13 protein-coding genes are annotated in these 16,242 nt (G+C 68.9%); 7 read left to right on the top strand and 6 right to left on the bottom strand.

Features of this window, described 5'->3' with window-relative positions:
* Positions 1 to 72: 72 nt before the first annotated feature.
* The 3 genes from PFX98_RS24350 to PFX98_RS24340 are packed head-to-tail and all read right to left on the bottom strand — an operon-like array spanning position 73 to position 4,670.
* A complete protein-coding gene (locus tag PFX98_RS24350; protein ID WP_285233053.1) occupies positions 73 to 1,458 on the bottom strand; it encodes a lytic murein transglycosylase in 1,386 nt (461 codons plus the stop codon).
* Positions 1,459 to 1,479: 21 nt separating this feature from the next.
* Entirely contained in the window at positions 1,480 to 3,135 is a 1,656-nt protein-coding gene (gene gpmI, locus PFX98_RS24345) for a 2,3-bisphosphoglycerate-independent phosphoglycerate mutase (RefSeq protein ID WP_285233052.1), read from the bottom strand.
* A 44-nt stretch (positions 3,136 to 3,179) separates the two neighbouring features.
* On the bottom strand, positions 3,180 to 4,670 hold the full coding sequence (locus PFX98_RS24340; protein WP_285233051.1) for a peptide MFS transporter: 1,491 nt from the start codon (positions 4,668 to 4,670) through the stop codon (positions 3,180 to 3,182).
* Positions 4,671 to 4,846: 176 nt separating this feature from the next.
* On the opposite strand from PFX98_RS24340, the gene PFX98_RS24335 reads away from it, so the two are divergent.
* The 4 genes from PFX98_RS24335 to PFX98_RS24320 are packed head-to-tail and all read left to right on the top strand — an operon-like array spanning position 4,847 to position 7,739.
* Complete coding sequence (locus PFX98_RS24335; RefSeq protein WP_285233050.1) at positions 4,847 to 5,245, top strand: LiaI-LiaF-like domain-containing protein; 399 nt, start codon at positions 4,847 to 4,849, stop codon at positions 5,243 to 5,245.
* Complete coding sequence (locus tag PFX98_RS24330) at positions 5,242 to 5,943, top strand: LiaI-LiaF-like domain-containing protein (RefSeq protein ID WP_285233049.1); 702 nt, start codon at positions 5,242 to 5,244, stop codon at positions 5,941 to 5,943. The genes PFX98_RS24335 and PFX98_RS24330 overlap by 4 nt, the downstream gene beginning before the upstream one ends.
* 6 nt (positions 5,944 to 5,949) lie before the next feature.
* Positions 5,950 to 7,002 (top strand): sensor histidine kinase, encoded by a 1,053-nt coding sequence (locus PFX98_RS24325; protein WP_285233048.1) that lies wholly within the window; start codon positions 5,950 to 5,952, stop codon positions 7,000 to 7,002.
* On the top strand, positions 6,999 to 7,739 hold the full coding sequence (locus PFX98_RS24320; protein ID WP_285233047.1) for a LytR/AlgR family response regulator transcription factor: 741 nt from the start codon (positions 6,999 to 7,001) through the stop codon (positions 7,737 to 7,739). Before PFX98_RS24325 ends, PFX98_RS24320 begins: the two co-directional genes overlap by 4 nt.
* Here the strand turns inward: PFX98_RS24320 and PFX98_RS24315 are convergent.
* The 3 genes from PFX98_RS24315 to PFX98_RS24305 form a co-directional block, all read right to left on the bottom strand.
* The gene (locus tag PFX98_RS24315) at positions 7,732 to 8,319 is read right to left on the bottom strand and encodes a hypothetical protein (protein ID WP_285233046.1); all 588 of its coding nucleotides are present in this window, start codon (positions 8,317 to 8,319) and stop codon (positions 7,732 to 7,734) included. The genes PFX98_RS24320 and PFX98_RS24315 overlap by 8 nt on opposite strands.
* A 35-nt stretch (positions 8,320 to 8,354) precedes the next feature.
* Positions 8,355 to 10,538 carry an acetate--CoA ligase family protein gene (locus PFX98_RS24310; protein WP_285233045.1) on the bottom strand — a complete coding sequence of 728 codons (2,184 nt, stop codon included), beginning with the start codon at positions 10,536 to 10,538 and terminating at the stop codon, positions 8,355 to 8,357.
* A gap of 63 nt (positions 10,539 to 10,601) precedes the next feature.
* Entirely contained in the window at positions 10,602 to 11,465 is an 864-nt protein-coding gene (locus PFX98_RS24305; RefSeq protein WP_285233044.1) for an HDOD domain-containing protein, read from the bottom strand.
* Between the two features lie 166 nt (positions 11,466 to 11,631).
* On the opposite strand from PFX98_RS24305, the gene PFX98_RS24300 reads away from it, so the two are divergent.
* The 3 genes from PFX98_RS24300 (at position 11,632) to PFX98_RS24290 (ending at position 16,233) form a co-directional block, all read left to right on the top strand.
* Positions 11,632 to 12,294, top strand: a complete 663-nt coding sequence (locus tag PFX98_RS24300) for a transglutaminase-like cysteine peptidase (protein ID WP_285233043.1) — start codon at positions 11,632 to 11,634, stop codon at positions 12,292 to 12,294.
* A gap of 31 nt (positions 12,295 to 12,325) precedes the next feature.
* A complete protein-coding gene (locus tag PFX98_RS24295) occupies positions 12,326 to 14,248 on the top strand; it encodes a bifunctional diguanylate cyclase/phosphodiesterase (RefSeq protein ID WP_285233042.1) in 1,923 nt (640 codons plus the stop codon).
* Positions 14,249 to 14,793: 545 nt separating this feature from the next.
* Positions 14,794 to 16,233 (top strand): AAA family ATPase, encoded by a 1,440-nt coding sequence (locus tag PFX98_RS24290; RefSeq protein ID WP_285233041.1) that lies wholly within the window; start codon positions 14,794 to 14,796, stop codon positions 16,231 to 16,233.
* Positions 16,234 to 16,242 lie beyond the last annotated feature (9 nt).

Below are 16,242 nucleotides of genomic sequence, written 5' to 3'. Positions count from 1 at the left end.
CATCTGAACGCCACGAAAAGTACCCGGGCCGGCAACGGACCGGGTATTTTTCTTTCGTCTAGCTGTGAAGGTTCAATAGCTTGTTTCGGGTGCGCTTGCCATGGGTAGCAGCAGCGCCAGCAGCGCCTGGCTAGGGAAGCCGTCGGCCGGCAGCCCCTCGCGCCGCTGCCAGGCCCGCAGTGCGGCGCGGGTGGCCGGGCCGAACACGCCGTCCGCGGTGCCCGGGGCGAAACCCTGCTCGGCCAGTGCACGTTGCATGGCCTGCAGCTGCGTGCGGCTGAGTGGCTGCAGCTCGCGCGGCCAGCTGGCACGCACGCCCTCGTTGCGGCCGGCCAGCCGGTCGCTCAGCAGGCCGATGGCCAGCGCATAGCTGTCCGATGCGTTGTAGCGTCGGATCACCTGCCAGTTGTGTGCGACCAGGAAGGCCGGCCCACGGCTGCCCGCCGGCAGCAGCACCCAGGCATCGCCCATCGGGGCCAGCCTCTCGGCCTGAGGATCAGCAGGCCGCAGGCCCTCGGCGGCCCAGGCGGCGCTGGTCTGCTTCAGCGTGGCGTCGGCGCGCAGCGGGTCAAAGCCCGGTGGCAGCAGCACCTCCTGACCCCAGGGCTCCTCGGCCCGCCAGCCGCGCCGGCGCAGGTAGTTCGCCGTCGAGGCCATCACATCGGGCAGGCTGGCCCAGATGTCGCGCCGGCCGTCGCCATCGGCGTCCTGCGCGTCGCTCAGGAAACTGCTGGGCATGAACTGGGTCTGGCCCATGGCCCCGGCCCAGGAGCCGAGCAGGCGGGCCCGGTCGGCGTCGCCGGCCTGCAGGATGCGCAGCGCCGCCAGCAACTCGCGCCGCGCCATCGCTTCGCGGCGGCCATCCACCGCCAGCGTCACCAGTGCATCGACCACCGGCACGCTGCCTTGATCGCGGCCGAAATCGCTCTCCAGGCCCCAGAACGCGGCGAGCAGGTGCACGGGTATGCCATGGCTGGCGCTGGCCTGTTCCAGCGCGGCATGTACCGCCGGCTCGGCCAGCCGCGTGAGCCCCTGCTTGACCCGCGAGGCGGACACGGCGCTGTCCAGATAGGCCCAGATCGGCCGCGTGAACTCGGGCTGGCTGCGATCCAGCGTCAGCACCTTTGGCAGGCATTGCAGCGGGCCGAAGGCGGCGTCGAGCACCGCCTCGCTGATGCCCGCGGCGCGCGCCTCGGGGCGGAAGGCCTGCGCCCAGGCCAGGCAGCGCGCCTGCAGTTCCTCGGCGCTCATCACTTGGGCGGGGCTGGCGGAGGGTGCCTGAGCGACGGCGGCTGCCGAGGCTGCCGGTGCTGCCGCTGCCGCGTCGGGCGAAACCGGCGAAGCCGGTTGGCGCGGTGGCGCGCTGGCGCAGCCGGCCAGGGCGGCCAGCAAGGCCGTGAGCGTCAGCCCTGCGTCGATCCTGGTGCAGCGCCACAGCGCGGCGATTCGAGTGTTCACAAGCTGTTCATCCGCCGATGATCAAGCCAGGGTCAGCAGGCTCTCATCCCAGTCCGCGTGCTTGTCGTAGCCCAAGAGCGCGGCCGTGGTGGCGGCCAGATTGGACAGGCCGGCGGCGGCGGTCTGCTTCAGGCCCAGCGTCAGGCCCGGAATGCGGTGGTAGAGGATCAGCGGCACCGGATTGAGCGTGTGCGCGGTCTTGGCCTTGGGGCTGCCGTCCTTGTTCAGCGCCGGCTGGCCGCTCTTCTTGTCGAGCTCGAACATCTCGTCGGCATTGCCATGGTCGGCGGTGATCAGGGCCACACCGCCGGCCGCGTCCACGGCCTTGAGCAAGCGGCCCAGCGCCAGATCCACCGCTTCGATGGACATGGTGGCGGCGCGGAAGTTGCCGGTGTGGCCAACCATGTCGCCGTTGGCGAAATTGCAGCGCAGGATCTTGTGCTGGCCGCTTTGCAGCGCGGCGATCATCGCGTCGGCAATCTCGGCAGACTTCATCCAGGGGCGCTGCTCGAAGGGTACGACATCGCTGGGCACCTCGAGATAGGTCTCGCCCTCGAACTTGCTGGAGCGGTTGCCGTTCCAGAAGTAGGTCACATGGCCGAACTTCTGCGTCTCCGAGCAGGCGAACTGGGTGATGCCGAGCTTGCTGAACCACTCGCCCGAGGTGTTGCGGATCGCCGGCGGTGCCACCAGGAAGCGCGCCGGCAGCTTCAGGTCGCCGTCGTACTGCAGCATGCCGGCGTAGCTGACCTTGGGGGCGCGCACGCGGTCGAACTTGTCGAACGAGGCACCTTCCTCGAAGGCGCGCGTGATCTCGATGGCGCGATCGCCGCGGAAGTTGAACAGCACCACCGCGTCACCGTCTTCGATGGTGCCGATGGGCCGGCCCTGCTCGGCGATGACGAACTCGGGCAGGTCCTGGTCGATCACGCCGGGGTGTTGCTGGCGCAGGCCCTCGATGGCGGCGCCGGCATTGGGGAACTGTGGGCCCTGGCCCAGCACATGGGTTTTCCAGCCGCGCTCGACCATGGGCCAGTTGGCGTCATAACGATCCATGGTGATGCACTGGCGGCCGCCACCCGAGGCGATACGGGCGTCGAAATCGGCGTCGCTCAGCTCGGCCAGGAAGGCCTCGAAGGGCAGCACATAGTCCAGCGCGCTGGTCTCGGGCACGTCGCGGCCGTCGATCAGCGCGTGCACGCGCACCGAGCGCAGGCCCTCGGCCTTGGCCTGCCGCACCAGGGCCTTGAGGTGGTCGATATGGCTGTGCACATTGCCGTCGGACAGCAGGCCGATGCAGTGCAGGCGGCTGGCCTTGCCGGCCTTGGCGGCAGCAACGATCTCCTGCCAGGCCTGGCCCTGCCAGATCTCGCCCGAGGCGATCGAGTCGGCCACCAGGGCGGCGCCCTGGGCATAGACCTGGCCGGCGCCGAGCGCGTTGTGGCCAACCTCGGAGTTGCCCATGTCCTCATCGGAGGGCATGCCCACCGCGGTGCCATGGGCGCGCAGGCGGATGTTGGGGTGCTGTGCGAACAGCTTGTCCAGGGTCGGCTTGTTGGCGGCCGCGATGGCGCTGCCGGCGTCCGTCTTCGAGAGGCCGTAGCCGTCCATCACGATCAGCACCACGGGGCCGACGGCGGCGGCGACTTGGGAGAGGGATTCGTTTCTTTGCAGCATGAGGAGAAGTGAGCTGTAGACGGGTGAGTGCCCGGACGGCGCGCTCAGGTGGGCGCGCTGCCGCGTTGGCCGCTATTGTGCGTCTCGTCCGTGATGAGGCGGCGCAGCCAGGGGATCAGCGCCATCAGGGCGATGCCCACCACCACGCTGCCCAGCCCCAGCTGGGTGAACAGCGCGGCATAGGCCGGGTTGCTCGTGAGCGCGGTGCTGCCGGCCGGTTGCGCCACCATGCCGGAGAAGTCGGCCGCGAACAGCGAGGCCAGGCCGGTCACCAGCATCCAGCTGCCCATCATCACGCCCTGGTACTGGCGCGGTGCCAGCCGGCCAATCATGGCGTAGCCCACCGGCGAGATCAGCAGCTCGCCCAGCGACTGCAGCACATAGCTGGCGAACAGCCAGACGAAGGCCACCTGGCCCTGCGCGTTGGCGAAGTGGATGCCCAGCGGCAGGGCCAGAAAGCCCAGGCCCATCAGCAGCAGCGAGGCGGCGAACTGCTGCGGCACGTCCAGCGGCCAGCCGCGCGCGCGCAGGCGCACGAACCAGGCCGACAGCAGCGGCCCGCCCAGCACGATCACCACGGTGTTGATGTTCTGCACCCATTGCGGCGCGATCGTCACGCCCCACAGCTCCAGCTTCACGTTGCCCACCGCGAACAGCTGCAGGCCGCTGGGCGCCATCTGGTAGAGCGACCAGAACATCAGCGAGCCCAGCGTCAGCACCAGATAGGCCCACATGCGCTTGCGCTCCGGCACATCGCGGTGCCGCAGCGTCAGCACGATCAGGGCCAGGGCTACCGCGGCGCTGATCAGCTTGACCAGCGATTCGGTGCCTTCGGGATGCTGCAGCAGCCACCACAGCAGGGGCACCAGGCCGATCAGGATGGCCGTGCCGGCGGCAAAGCGGGCGCGGAACTGCGCCGCGCCGACCTTCATCAGCGGCGTGTCCAGGTCGGCCAGCACCTTCCAGAAGGCCAGCGCGAGCACGATGGCGAGGATGTTGCCGACGGTGGCGAACCAGAACAGGCTGCTGTAGCTCTGGCTCAGCTGGAAATGGCCGGCCACCGTGAAGCCGATGAAGAAGCCCACGTTCATGCCCGCGTAGTTCCACAGGAAGGCGCCCTCGCGGCGGTTGTCCTCGGGCGCGAAGCGCTGCGTCAGCATCATGTTGAGGCAGGTGACGTTGAGGCCGCTGCCGGTCAGGAACAGCGCCAGCCCCCAGTACAGCAAGGCCTCGGTGCCGCCGGCGATGGCGGCGCAGCCGAACACCTGCAGCAGCATGCCGCCGACGAAGAGATTGCGGTTGCTGAGAAACCGGCCGCCCAGATAGCCGCCGAACAGATGCAGGCCGTAATTGAAGGCGCCGAACACCCCCATCACCAGCGAGGCATGCTCGGCGCTGAAGCGCAGATGCTCGGTGGCATACAGCACCAGGCTGGAGTACAGCACGGCATAGCCCAGCGTGGAGAACATCTGGACGAAGAACAGCACGCCCGAGCCGGGCGGGATGCGAGCGAGGCGCTGTGAGGTCGTGGACAAGGCTTGGGCTTTCTGGTGAGGGGGCGGCGAATCTTAGAGCGAGTTGGCCCGCCCTCGCCATGCGTCGGCCCGGCGCGTCATTCACCGGGCGCGGCTGTTCATTCGCCGAAATCCGCGCGACAAGCGCCGCCGGCTTCGCTATCGTCGCGGCCATTCACTCAGGGAGCTTTTCCACCATGTCCCATCGATCTCGCGACTGCGAGCGGCGCCGGCCGCACGACCATCTGTTCACCGGCCTGGTGCTGATCGTGATCGGCAGCGCCGCACTGCTTGAAAAGCAGGGCTATGGCGTGCTGGACTTTCTCTGGACGCATTGGCCGCTGGCGATCACCGTGCTGGGCCTGCTGCGCCTGGTGACGGCGCGCAATGCGCGCCAACTCGGCAGTGCCTGTTTCCTGCTGCTGCTGTCGGCTTGGCTCTATGCCTGCGAGACCAGCTACCTGGGCCTGAGCTATCACAACAGCTGGCCGCTGCTGCTGCTGGCCCTGGGGCTGGGCAAGATCCTGATGGGGAGCTTTGGCCTGCTGCGCGGGCGCGGCGACGCGGCGCGACGCGACGGGGAGGGCCAGCCATGAGCAACAACCATCGCGACCCGCGCCAGCAACTGCTGCTGGGCCTGGTGCTGGCGCTGCTGGGCCTGCTGTTCCTGCTGGACAACTTCCACGTCTTCGACGTGCGGCGCATCCTGCCCTTCTGGCCGCTGGTGCTGATCGCGCTGGGCGTGCTCAAGTTCACGCAGTCGCCGCAGGGCCCGGGCCGCGGCTTCGGCGCGGCGCTGATCGTGGTGGGCAGCGTGCTGACGCTGCGCCATCTGGGCCTGTTCGACTTTCGCTGGCGCGACTGGTGGCCGCTGCTGCTGATCGCGCTGGGACTGCTGGTGATGTTCAAGGGCCGCATCGGTACGGGCTGGCGCACCGCCGAGGGGCAGCCGGTCGAGCAGCTGAACACCGACCGCATCGACCTGACGGCGGTGCTGGGCGGCAACCAGTCGCGTGTCAGCAGCCCGCAGTTCAGCGGCGGCAAGGTCACCGTGGTGCTGGGCGGTGCGCAGCTGGATCTGCGCCAGGCCTCGGTGGAGGGCACGGCCCGGCTGGATGTGTTCGTGCTGATGGGCGGCCTGGAGCTGAAGGTGCCGAACGATTGGGCCGTGACCGTGAACGGCCATCCGGTGCTGGGCGCGATCGAGGACAAGACCGTGCCGCCGCTCCTGAGCAGCAAGCGCCTGGTGATCCACGGCGAGGTGATTCTGGGCGGCATCGAACTGCGCAACTGAGCGGCGATGCGCTCGGTCTATCTGCTGCTGCTCCGGCCGGCCGCGCTGCTGGGGCTGCTGGCCGCCTGCGCGCTGCTGGGCGGCCTGCTGGCGGGCGCTCTGGTCTGGCTGGCCGGCTGGGGCTGGGCCGCGGCGCTGGGTGCGACATTGCCGCTGGTGCTGTTCTATGCGCTGCTGCTGCCCTCGGCCTGGGAGCTCAGCCGCGCGCTGCCGCTGGCGCGCGGCCGCGCCTGGCAGGGGCTGGCGCGCTATGCGGTGGCCGCGCTGCTGGTGGGCGGGCTGTGCACGCTGCTGGCCTGGGCCTGGCTGGAGCCGGCCGCGCCGCTGGCGGCAAGCCTGTTCGCGCTCGCCAGCGGCGGCTATCTGCTGGCACTGCTGGCCGCCGATGCCCTGCAGGCCTGGGCGGGCCTGCGCGATGCGGAGCATCGCGCCGAGCAGGCGCAGGCGCGCGCGGTGGAGGCCGAGCTGCTGATGCTGCGCAACCAGGTGAATCCGCATTTCCTCTTCAATTGCCTGAACTCGATCAGCGCGCTCACCAGCTTCGACGCCGCGGCGGCGCGCCGGATGACGCTGGCGCTGGCCCAGTATTTCCGCCAGACCCTGGCGCTGACGCAGCGCGACTGGATCACGCTGGACGAGGAGCTGATTCATTGCCGCGGCTATGTGGAGATCGAGCAGGTGCGCTTTGGCGAGCGCCTGCGCTTCGACTGCGAGCTGGCCGACGGGGCCGGCGCCGCGCTGCTGCCGCCCATGCTGCTGCAGCCGCTGGTGGAGAACGCCGTCAAGCATGGCATCGCCGCGCGCAGCGAGGGCGGCACGCTGAGCCTGCGCGCGCTGCGGCAGGGCGATTGGCTGCACGTGCAGCTGAGCAACCCGCTCGCCAACCCGCTTGCCCTGGCCGCCGCCGCCAGCCCCCACGAGCTCGGCACCGGCACCGGGCTGCACAATGTGCGCCAGCGGCTGCTGAGCCTGTTTGCCGGCCGGGCCAATTTGCGTCTGCGCAGCGAGGCCGGGCAGTTCGTGGCCGAGATCACCCTGCCCTGGAGAAGCGAGCCATGAGTGCCCCGGATGCAAAGAGGCTGACGGCCCTGCTGGTGGACGACGAGGCGCTGGCGCGGCGCTTGCTGCGCGAGTTCCTGAAGGCCCACCCCGAGATCGAGATCGTCGGCGAATGTGCCGATGGCGAGGCGGCGCTGGCCGCCATCGAGGCGCTGGCGCCCGATCTGCTGTTCCTGGACATCCAGATGCCGGGCCTCAGCGGCCTGGAGGTGCTGGGCTTAAGCGGCCGCGAGCATGGCGTGATCTTCACCACCGCGCATGAGGCGCATGCGCTGCGCGCCTTCGAGCTGCATGCGGTGGACTATCTGCTCAAGCCCTTTTCGCAGGCGCGCTTCGACCGCGCGCTGGCGCAGGCGCGCAAGCTGCTGCCGCTCGCCACGCCGGGCCTGCAGCAGCTGGTGGCCGCCGGCAACCCGCAGCGCATCCTGGTGCGCGACCGCCAGCAGCTGCATGTGCTGAGCCCCGAGCAGGTGCTGTGCGTGGAGGCGCAGGACGACTATGTGTGCATCCACACGCCCGAGCGCAGCCTGCTGAAGACGCAGACCCTGGCCGAGTTCGAGGCCGGCCTGGACCCCCTTCGCTTCGTGCGCGTGCACCGCTCCTGGCTGATCAATCTGGACCAGCTGCTGCAGCTGGAGCGCCAGGGCAAGGACCAGCTGCTGGCGGTGCTGCGCGGCGGCCGCAAGGTGCCGGTGAGCCGCGCCGGCTACGAGCGCATCAGGCCGCTGCTCAAGTGAGCGACGGCAGGCGGCCGCAATCGGCGGTGCCGAAGCGGTCCACCTGCAGGCGCAGGCGCTGGCCCTGGCGGTAGGCCTGCCACTGCGGCTGCGCCAGCCGGCAGGTCCAGGCGCGGCCATCGGCGGCGCGCAGCAGCAGCTCGAAGAACTCGTGCCGCTTGCCCGCGCGTTCCGCGCCCAGCTGTTCGGGCGCCAGGCGGTTCAGCGCCGGCACGGGCCAATGCGGCGGGCCGGGCGCATCGCCCTCGGCCTGCGCGCTGTGCAGCGCGCGCCATGCCGGCACGCTGTAGCGGCAATGCTCGGCCGGCGCGCTGCGCTGGCCGCTCGGGTCGGGCAGCAGGCGCCGGCCGATTTCGCGCGCGCCGGCGGGCATCTCGTCGCACCAGCCGGAGGCGCTTTCGGCCACCAGGGTTTCGATCTCGATCACCAGGCGCCAGCGCTGCTGCTCGATCCGCACCGGCACGCCGCTGGGGCCGAACAGCCACCAGAGCGCGAGCAGCAGGGGCGGCGTCATCCACAGCGCCGCCCATAGCGGCGAGCGCGGGCGGCGGCCGAGATAGCCGGGGTTGATCTGCTGCATGCCGCGCATTGTCAGCGCAGCGGCATGGTCCGGGCTCAGACGCTGAGCCGGAGCGCGCGCAGCGCGCGGTCGGCGCGCCGGAAGGTGGGCACGCCGCCGGTCTCCAGCAAGCGCGCCAGCTCGTCGTAGATGGAGCCGCCGTCGATCACCGCGATGCAGGGCTTGGGCTGACCCTGCAACAGGCGGATCCAGCGCGCCGCGATGGCGTCGGGCTCCAGCGCCGCTGCGCCCAGGGTCTTGAGCGCAGGCGTGAGCGGCACCACGCCCACCAGGGCCAGGTCCACGCCGGGGTCGGCCAGCACGGCGGCGATCACCGCCTCGTAGCCGGCGTCGCCGCACATCGGGGTGAGGTCCAGCGGGTTGCCCACGTCCACCAGCTCGGTGAGGCGCTCGCTGGCGAACACCTGCTTCAGGCGCGCCTCGGTGGCCGCGCTGAAGTGCGCCAGCTGGAAGGGGCCGAGGTTGTCGGCCATCGACACGCATTCAAAGCCGGCATTGCTGACCGCCGCCAGGCGCCGGCCGCGCAGCGCGCGCCGGCCCAGCGCCAGATGCAGGCCGATCAGCGCCTCGAAATCGGTGATGGTCTCGGCCAGCATGACGCCGCAGCCGCGCGCCAGCTCGCGCGTCACCGCCGCATTGCCGGCGATCGAGGCGGTATGGCTGCTGCTGGCCTGCGCACCCTCCTGGGTGCGGCCGGCGCGGTAGAGGATGACCTTGCGGCCGCTGGCGGTGATGGCGCGGGCGGCGCGCAGGAACTTCAACCCGTCGAGCTCCTTGAAGCCCTCCACATAGACGGCAAAGACCTCGATCGCCGGGTCGTGCTGCAGCTGGCTGAGGTAGTCGCCCACCGTCAGATCGCTCTGGTTGCCCAGCGTGATGCAGTAGCGCGGGTTGACATGGTGGAACTGGTTGAGCCGGGTGATGGCGAAGGCGCCGCTCTGGCTGATGAGGGCCAGCGGCGACTCCGGCCCGGCCGAGAAGGGCAGCTTCTCGCCGGGGATGAAGAGGGTGTTGTAGCGGCCCGGCAGCGAGCGCACGCCCAGGCAGTTGCCGCCGTTGATCAGCGGGCCCTGGTCGGGGGAGGCGCGCGCCGCCAGCAGCGCCTGCTGCATGCGCGCCACCAGCTGCTCGGTGCCGGCCTTTTCCTCCAGCCCGCCGGGGATCACGATCACCGCCTGCGCCTTGCCCTGCGTGATCACCTCGCCCAGCACCGCGGGCACCTGGGCCGCCGGCACGATCAGCACCAGCAGGTCCACCGGTGCGGGCAGGGCGCTCACATCGGCCACGCAGGCCACACCGTCCAGCGTCGCCAGGCCCGGCTTGATGACGGTGAGCGCCGCGGGGTCGAAGCCCTGGGCGAGGATGTTTTGCAGGATGGTGCGGCCCGGGCCGCCTTTCTCGGACACGCCCATGACGGCCATGCTGGCGGGCGCCAGCAGCTTTGCCAGCTTGTGCAGCGGGCGCTGCGGCGGCTCGGTCAGGTAGGGGCGCTCGGGCAGGCGCACCACGCTGTCCAGCGCGATCAGTTCGCCGGCTCTCGAGATCACCAGCGGGTTGATCTCGATCTCGATCAGCTCGGCCGGCATGCGCTGCCGCGCCAGCGTCAGCAGCTTGTCCAGCAGCGCACGCAGGCTGGCCTCGGGTAGCAGGGCGGGCTGCTGGCGCCAGGGTTGAGTGGCGAATTGCGCCACCGCATTGCTGGCAAGGTCGAACTCGGCCGTCAGTTCGGGCGAGAACACCGAGAGCTCGCGGCCCGGCCTGAGCTGGCCGGCCAGGTACTCGGCCGCCACGCCGCCGCAGGCCAGGCTCAGGGTGGCGCCGAAATCCTCGGTCCAGCGCAGCCCGACCAGAAACTCATGGCCGAAGGCGCGCTCGTACTCGATGCATTCGTTGAGGCTGTAGCCGCTCACCGCGTAATGCGGGGCCAGCCGCGCATGCATGTCGGCCAGCACCTCGGCCACGGCCTCCAGGCGGTTGTCGACGATCTTCACGCCGCCCAGCTCGGTCTTGTGCAGGATGTCGTGCGCCACCACCTTGACCACCACCTTGGTGCCGGGCGGCAGGTGTTCGGCGCGCAGCGCCGCGGGCCCGTCCAGCAGCACCTGCTGCGGCACGCGCACGCCGGCCTCGGCCAGGATCTGCAGGCCCTCGGCCTCGGTCAGGGTGTGGCGCTGCTCGGCGCGCGCGCGGGCCAGGATCGTCGGTGCGGTGTTCGTCATGCTGGCGGCGATGCTAGCGAGCCGCGCCGCCGCCGCACATGACCTGGGGCAAGAACGAGGGCTTCAGGCCTCGTCGAGGATGGGCCGGAGCGCCTCGTCCCATTGATCGACGTCGTCCGGCCCGATGTGCAGCCAGGCCATCGCCGCGCCATGGTGGTCGGCCCAGTCGGCATCCTCGGGCAGCACCTCGTGCAGGCGCATCAGGTGCTCGGCGATCAGGCCGGCGGCCACCAGGGTATGGATCTCGGGCTCGATGCCGGCGTCGCCCAGCGAGCGCAGGTCGTGGTGCAGGCGGATCGCGGTCATCAGCGCGGCCGGCAGGTTCCAGACCCGCGCCACCAGCGCGCCCACCACCGCGTGGTCGGTGCGGTGGTTGGCGTTCTCGGTGGCGATATAGGGGCGGTCGATGCGCGCCGCCGCCTCCACCATGGTGGCGCCATAGCCGCGCACACTCTGCAGCAGCACCGGCATGCCGACATGGCAGAACAGGCCGTAGGTATGGGCCAGGTCGGGCGAGAGCCCCGGCAGCTGGCGCGCGATGAAGGCCATCGCCAGCGCCCGCTTGGTGGAGCGCTCCCAGAAGCGCGCCAGCTGCGGGCTGTTGACCGGGATGCTGTGCTTGAGCAGAAAGCCCGTCATCACCGCCGCGGTCTCGTCCAGCCCCAGCCGCGTCATCGCCTGGCCCACGGTGCCGCAGGGCATGCCGTCGGCCAGGTGCAGCGGGCTGTTGGCCTGGCGCAGCAGGGTGGCCGACATGGCCACATCGCTGGCGGCGATGCGTGCGACCTCGGTGAGATCGGGCTGGGCCTGGGCCATGGCTTCGCGCAGACGCGTCAGCAGCTCGGGGCAGGGCGGGATCTTGATCTGCTTGAGCGGGCCGGTGGCGCGGGCCTGATCCAGCTCTTGGCGTACTGCTTGGGATTTCATGGCGGTCTTGGAGGGTCGGGCGGATTATGGCGTGCCCCTGCGCCGCGGCCCGGCCGGCGACTGCGGCAAATTGCCCGAAACCGGGGGCCGCGCGCGGCGCGTCGGCGGCGCGCTCCGACCCAGCCTGTACAGTGCCGCAAGCCCCTGCCAATGCCCCGATGCCCCGATGTCCGGTCCACGCCTTTTTTTCCAGCAGCTGCGCGCCGGCATCGGCCTGGCCCTGCTGCTGGGCTGGGCGGGCGGCGGCCGGGCCTGGGACGTGCCGAGCTTTCTGGACGCCGCCGCGCACCGCAGCCCGCGCACCCTGGTGGCGGCCAAGGCCTTGCAGCAGCTGGTGGAGCGCGTCAGCACGCAGGACGAGGAGCAGCGCCTGCAGGCGCTGAACCAGTTCTTCAACCAGCGCATCGCCTTCCGCGACGATATCGAGGTCTGGGGCCAGGCGGACTACTGGGCCAGCCCGCTCGAGACGCTGGAAAAAGGCCAGGGCGATTGCGAGGACTACTCGATCGCCAAGTACTTCAGTCTGGTGGCCGCCGGCGTGCCCGAGGCCAAGCTGCGCATGGTCTATGTGCGCGCCCAGTTCCGCGGGCGCAGCCAGGCGCATATGGTGTTGGCCTACTATGCGCAGCCGCAGGCCGAGCCCCTGATCCTGGACAACCTGGTGCCCGAGCTGCGCCCGGCCTCGGCGCGCGGCGATCTGCAGCCGGTGTTCAGCTTCAACAGCGAGGGCCTGTGGCAGGGCGTGGGCAGCGCCAGCGCCGGCAACCCGCTGGCGCGGCTGTCGCAATGGCGCGACTTGCTGGCCAAGGTGAAGGCGGAGGGATTCTGATGCGAACGATGCAACGAGGAGAATGCAGCCCATGTCGCTGATACGTCAAATCTGGCTCCTGGTGCTGAGCGTGGTGCTGTTGTCGCTGCTGGGCAGCGTGGCGGTGTCCACCGGTTCGCTGCGCCAGCTGATGCAGACCCAGCTGCAGCTCAAGAACAGCGACAACGCCACCGCGCTGGCGCTGGCGATGTCGCAGCAGGGCGGCGATGCCGAGCTGATGTCGCTGCTGATCTCGGCCCAGTTCGACACCGGCGCCTACGAGAGCGTGGTGTGGAAGCGCAATGACGGCAGCGTCGCCTTCGAGCGCCATGCGCCGCCGCTGGTGTCCAAGGCGCCCGGCTGGTTCCGCGGCCTGACGCCGATCCAGACCCAGGCCGGCGTGGCCAAGGTGTCGAACGGCTGGAACGCGGCGGGCTCGGTGGAGGTGCGGAGCCAGTCCGCCTATGCGCATGACGCGCTGTGGAGCAGCACCCTGCGCAGCGCCCTGCTGCTGCTGGCGCTGGGCAGCCTGGCGGGGCTGGCCGCGCTGGCGGTGCTGCGCCGCATCCGCAAGCCGCTGGATAACGCGGTGGCGCAGGCCAATGCGGTGGTGCGCGGCGAGTTCAGCACGGTCGACGAATCCAAGGTACCCGAGCTGCAGCGCCTGACCGGCGCGATGAACAGCATGGTGATGCGCGTGAAGAGCATGTTCGAGGCCCAGGCCGAGCAGCTCCAGGTGCTGCGCCAGCAGGCGCATTGCGACGCGCTCACCGGCATGAGCCACCGCAAGCATTTCCTCGCCGAGCTGGAATCGGCGCTGGCACGCGACGAGGGCCCCAGCCATGCCGGCCTGGTGCTGCTGCGGCTGCGCGATCTGGCGGGCCTGAACCAGAGCCTGGGCCATGTCGCCACCGACCAGGTGCTGCTGGCGATGGCGCGCGCGATCCAGGTCTACCCCGAGCGCGTGCATGGCTGCCTGGCCGGCCGCCTGAACGGCGCGGACTTCGCGCTCTGGCTGCCGGCCCCGCGCGTCGCCGCCGAGACCGCCGAGGCCCTGGCCGAGGCCTTGCGCGCCAGCCTGCCCGCCTTCGGGCCCGGCATCCAGGTCGCGCTGGGTGCCATCGAGCTGCCGCGCGAGCGCGCCGCCAGCCATTGGTTTGCCCAGGCCGACGTGGCGCTGGCGCGCGCCGAGGCCGGCACCGGCGTGGTGGTGCAGGCCCTTGTCACGCCCGAGCACGAGCGCTATCTGCAGGGCGAGCGCGCCTGGCGTTTGCAGATCAGCGAGGCGCTGCAGGCGCGCCGCGCGCGCTTGCTGGAGTTCCCGGTGATCGACCGCGAGCGCCGCCTGGTGCACCTGGAATGCCCGCTGCAGCTGCGCCTGGACGAGCAGGCCGAGTTCGAGAACGCGGCGCGCTGGCTGCCGCTGGCGGTGCGCAACCGCCTCACCGCCGAGGTCGACCTGTGCGCGATTGCGCTGGCGCTGGAGGCGAACGGCCATGACGAGCAATGGCGCTGTGTCAACGTGGCGCCGGCCTCGCTGCTGGACGGCGGCTTTGTGGCGCGCGTGCGCGAGCTGGTGTTCCACGCGCCGCAGGCCGCGCGCCGCCTCGGCCTGGAGCTGGCCGAATCGGCCGCGACGCAGCATTTCGACCTGCTGCACGAGCTGGGCCGGCAGCTGCGCCCGCTGGGCGTGCGGCTGGGCCTGGAGCATGCCGGCGCCGGCCTGGCCCAGGTGGAGCGGCTCTACCAGGCCGGGCTCGACTATGTGAAGCTGGACAGCTCGGTGGTCAGCGGCGTCTCGGGCGACGCGGCGCGCGCCGCCTTTGTGCGCGGCATGGTCATCATGCTGCGCAGCCTCACGCTCAAGGTCTATGCCGAGGGCGTGCGCGACGCGCTGGACGTGCAGGCGCTGTGGGACTGCGAGATCGACGGCGTGACCGGGCCCTGGGCGACGGGGCAGCTGATCAAGCCTTGAGGGGCGGGTGAGCGCGGGGGGCTGATGGCTTGAGTGAGCGGGAGGGGCGAGCGGCCTGTGCTCTAGACTGGTGCTCGCCCTGGTTCGCTGTATGTACGCAATCGACCCATAGCAGTCTGTCGCCTACTGGAACTGGAGCGTCGGAAAGCTGTCCTTCAACGTACAAGCTCAGCGAGCGGCGAAGCCGTCCGCTGGAGCGAAAGGTTGAACATCACCTTTCCCCAAGACAGCGAGCGTGCCGTACAGATCTGAGCTGACTCCAAGGATCAACGTACCGCACTCATCACGGAATGTGCTGCGCTGCCATACGCCCAGCAGCTAGACCAGCTGGATCGCTTCCGTTCCGAAGTTTGGCAAGATCATGCCGACAAATGCATCGACGCTAACCGCTTGCACCCAGTGACATTGCCGATCCGCGCCGGCAAGTACTGATCCTAGCGATTTGATCAGCATAGACTGTCCAGCCCAATCAAACTGCGCAATGGCCAATCTGGTTCAAGCTCATAGCCGGGCATAACCAAGATCAAAACTTGCATGGAGGGGTAGTGAGCAAGGCAGGCATACAGTCAAACCGAGGCGATGGCTACCAGACTTTGGTGGCCTTTGGTTGGGCCCTATACGTTCTATCTGACCCCGACTATCAATGGATCGAAGTTGATTCAGTGAAATGGTCAGTGGACGACGTAGTGATCGGACGGGCGGATGGCCGCAAGATTTGCTGCCAATGCAAGAAGAACCAGGCCGATCACAAAGCCTGGTCGATAGCCGACCTTGCAGACGAACTGGCAAAGGCAATCGCTTTGCTTGCAAATGACTGCACCGTTGAAGTTCGCTTCTATTCGCGCAGCGCATTTGGCGATCTGTCCGCACTAAAAGAACTCAGCGTCAACTACGCCGACGAGGCTACCTATCAACTGAATCTCGGGACTAAGCACAGGCGCAGCGACGCCGCGCTAAAGCGCCTGATTGAACAGACGCGTGTAAGCCTTTCAACATACGAATTTCTGTGCCGCACGACGTTTGAAGTCAGTCCAGAGCTGGACCAAATGAGTGCATTGCTTCATGAGCGTTTGCGCATCTTGGCAAGCAAACCAACGGCGGCATTCGACGCCCTATGGAGGCGACTAGACCAACTCGGGATGCGCACCAGCAACCAGGGTCTAAGCACCGCCGTGCGGCATCGGCTTGATAGCGCGGATCTCAAGGGCCTTCTAACTCAAGCGGGCGCAATGCTGACGCCGCCCATGAATGCCGTGGAGGTCCGTGCTTCGTTCAAGGGTACGTCAGCCATCGGGCGAGCATGGCGCAGGGACGTCGGAAACGAGCGTATTTCGAGCCCCGTGGTCGAGGACCTGCTAGCCGCTATCGAGGCCAAAGCGTCATCCATATTGCTCTCAGGCCTGCCAGGATCGGGAAAGACCTGCGTAATGCTCGCCGTGCAGGAGGAGCTGGAGCGACGGGCTCAAGCCAGCTCTGACCTTCTGCCGCTGTTCATTCAGGCGCGTGAGTTCGCTGATATGGCCACAGCGCAAGACCGTCAGACGCAAGGACTATCCGAGCTGTGGGTGGAAAGCGTTGCGCGCATGGCTGAGGATTCGCACGTCGTAGTGATCATTGACTCGCTGGATGTGCTTTCCATCGCGCGTGAACATGTCGTACTCACGTACTTTCTTGCGCAGATTGATCGGCTGCTACTGATCTCGAACGTAACCGTTGTCACTGCCTGCCGTGACTTTGATCGGCATTACGACCGACGCATTGCGCAGCGAACTTGGGCCAAGGAATTTGCTTGCCAGCCATTGAATTGGGAGGCTGACATCGTTCCACTTCTAGCAAGACTTGGTATAGATACGACCACCATTGATTCAACTACTCGCGCATTGATTCGCAACCCCCGCGAATTGGCACTCTTCGCCGAGCTGGCACAGCGCCGTGGTAGCTTCAACGTAGTGACGCGCACAGTCAGAGCGATCATCGGCACATAAGTAGCGAAC

The sequence above is a fragment of the Paucibacter sediminis genome, assembly GCF_030254645.1.
Lineage (GTDB): Bacteria > Pseudomonadota > Gammaproteobacteria > Burkholderiales > Burkholderiaceae_C > Paucibacter_B > Paucibacter_B sediminis.
The sequence above is the reverse complement of the archived record's forward strand: the minus strand, read 5'-3'. Positions and strand labels throughout refer to the sequence as shown.

Coding starts and splice junctions, on each gene's coding strand:
- PFX98_RS24305 (WP_285233044.1), bottom strand. CDS start 11,465: ATGAAATCCCAAGCAGTACGCCAAGAGCTGGATCAGGCCCGCGCCACC.
- PFX98_RS24300 (WP_285233043.1), top strand. CDS start 11,632: ATGTCCGGTCCACGCCTTTTTTTCCAGCAGCTGCGCGCCGGCATCGGC.
- PFX98_RS24295 (WP_285233042.1), top strand. CDS start 12,326: ATGTCGCTGATACGTCAAATCTGGCTCCTGGTGCTGAGCGTGGTGCTG.
- gpmI (WP_285233052.1), bottom strand. CDS start 3,135: ATGCTGCAAAGAAACGAATCCCTCTCCCAAGTCGCCGCCGCCGTCGGC.
- PFX98_RS24330 (WP_285233049.1), top strand. CDS start 5,242: ATGAGCAACAACCATCGCGACCCGCGCCAGCAACTGCTGCTGGGCCTG.
- PFX98_RS24310 (WP_285233045.1), bottom strand. CDS start 10,538: ATGACGAACACCGCACCGACGATCCTGGCCCGCGCGCGCGCCGAGCAG.
- PFX98_RS24315 (WP_285233046.1), bottom strand. CDS start 8,319: ATGCAGCAGATCAACCCCGGCTATCTCGGCCGCCGCCCGCGCTCGCCG.
- PFX98_RS24325 (WP_285233048.1), top strand. CDS start 5,950: ATGCGCTCGGTCTATCTGCTGCTGCTCCGGCCGGCCGCGCTGCTGGGG.
- PFX98_RS24335 (WP_285233050.1), top strand. CDS start 4,847: ATGTCCCATCGATCTCGCGACTGCGAGCGGCGCCGGCCGCACGACCAT.
- PFX98_RS24320 (WP_285233047.1), top strand. CDS start 6,999: ATGAGTGCCCCGGATGCAAAGAGGCTGACGGCCCTGCTGGTGGACGAC.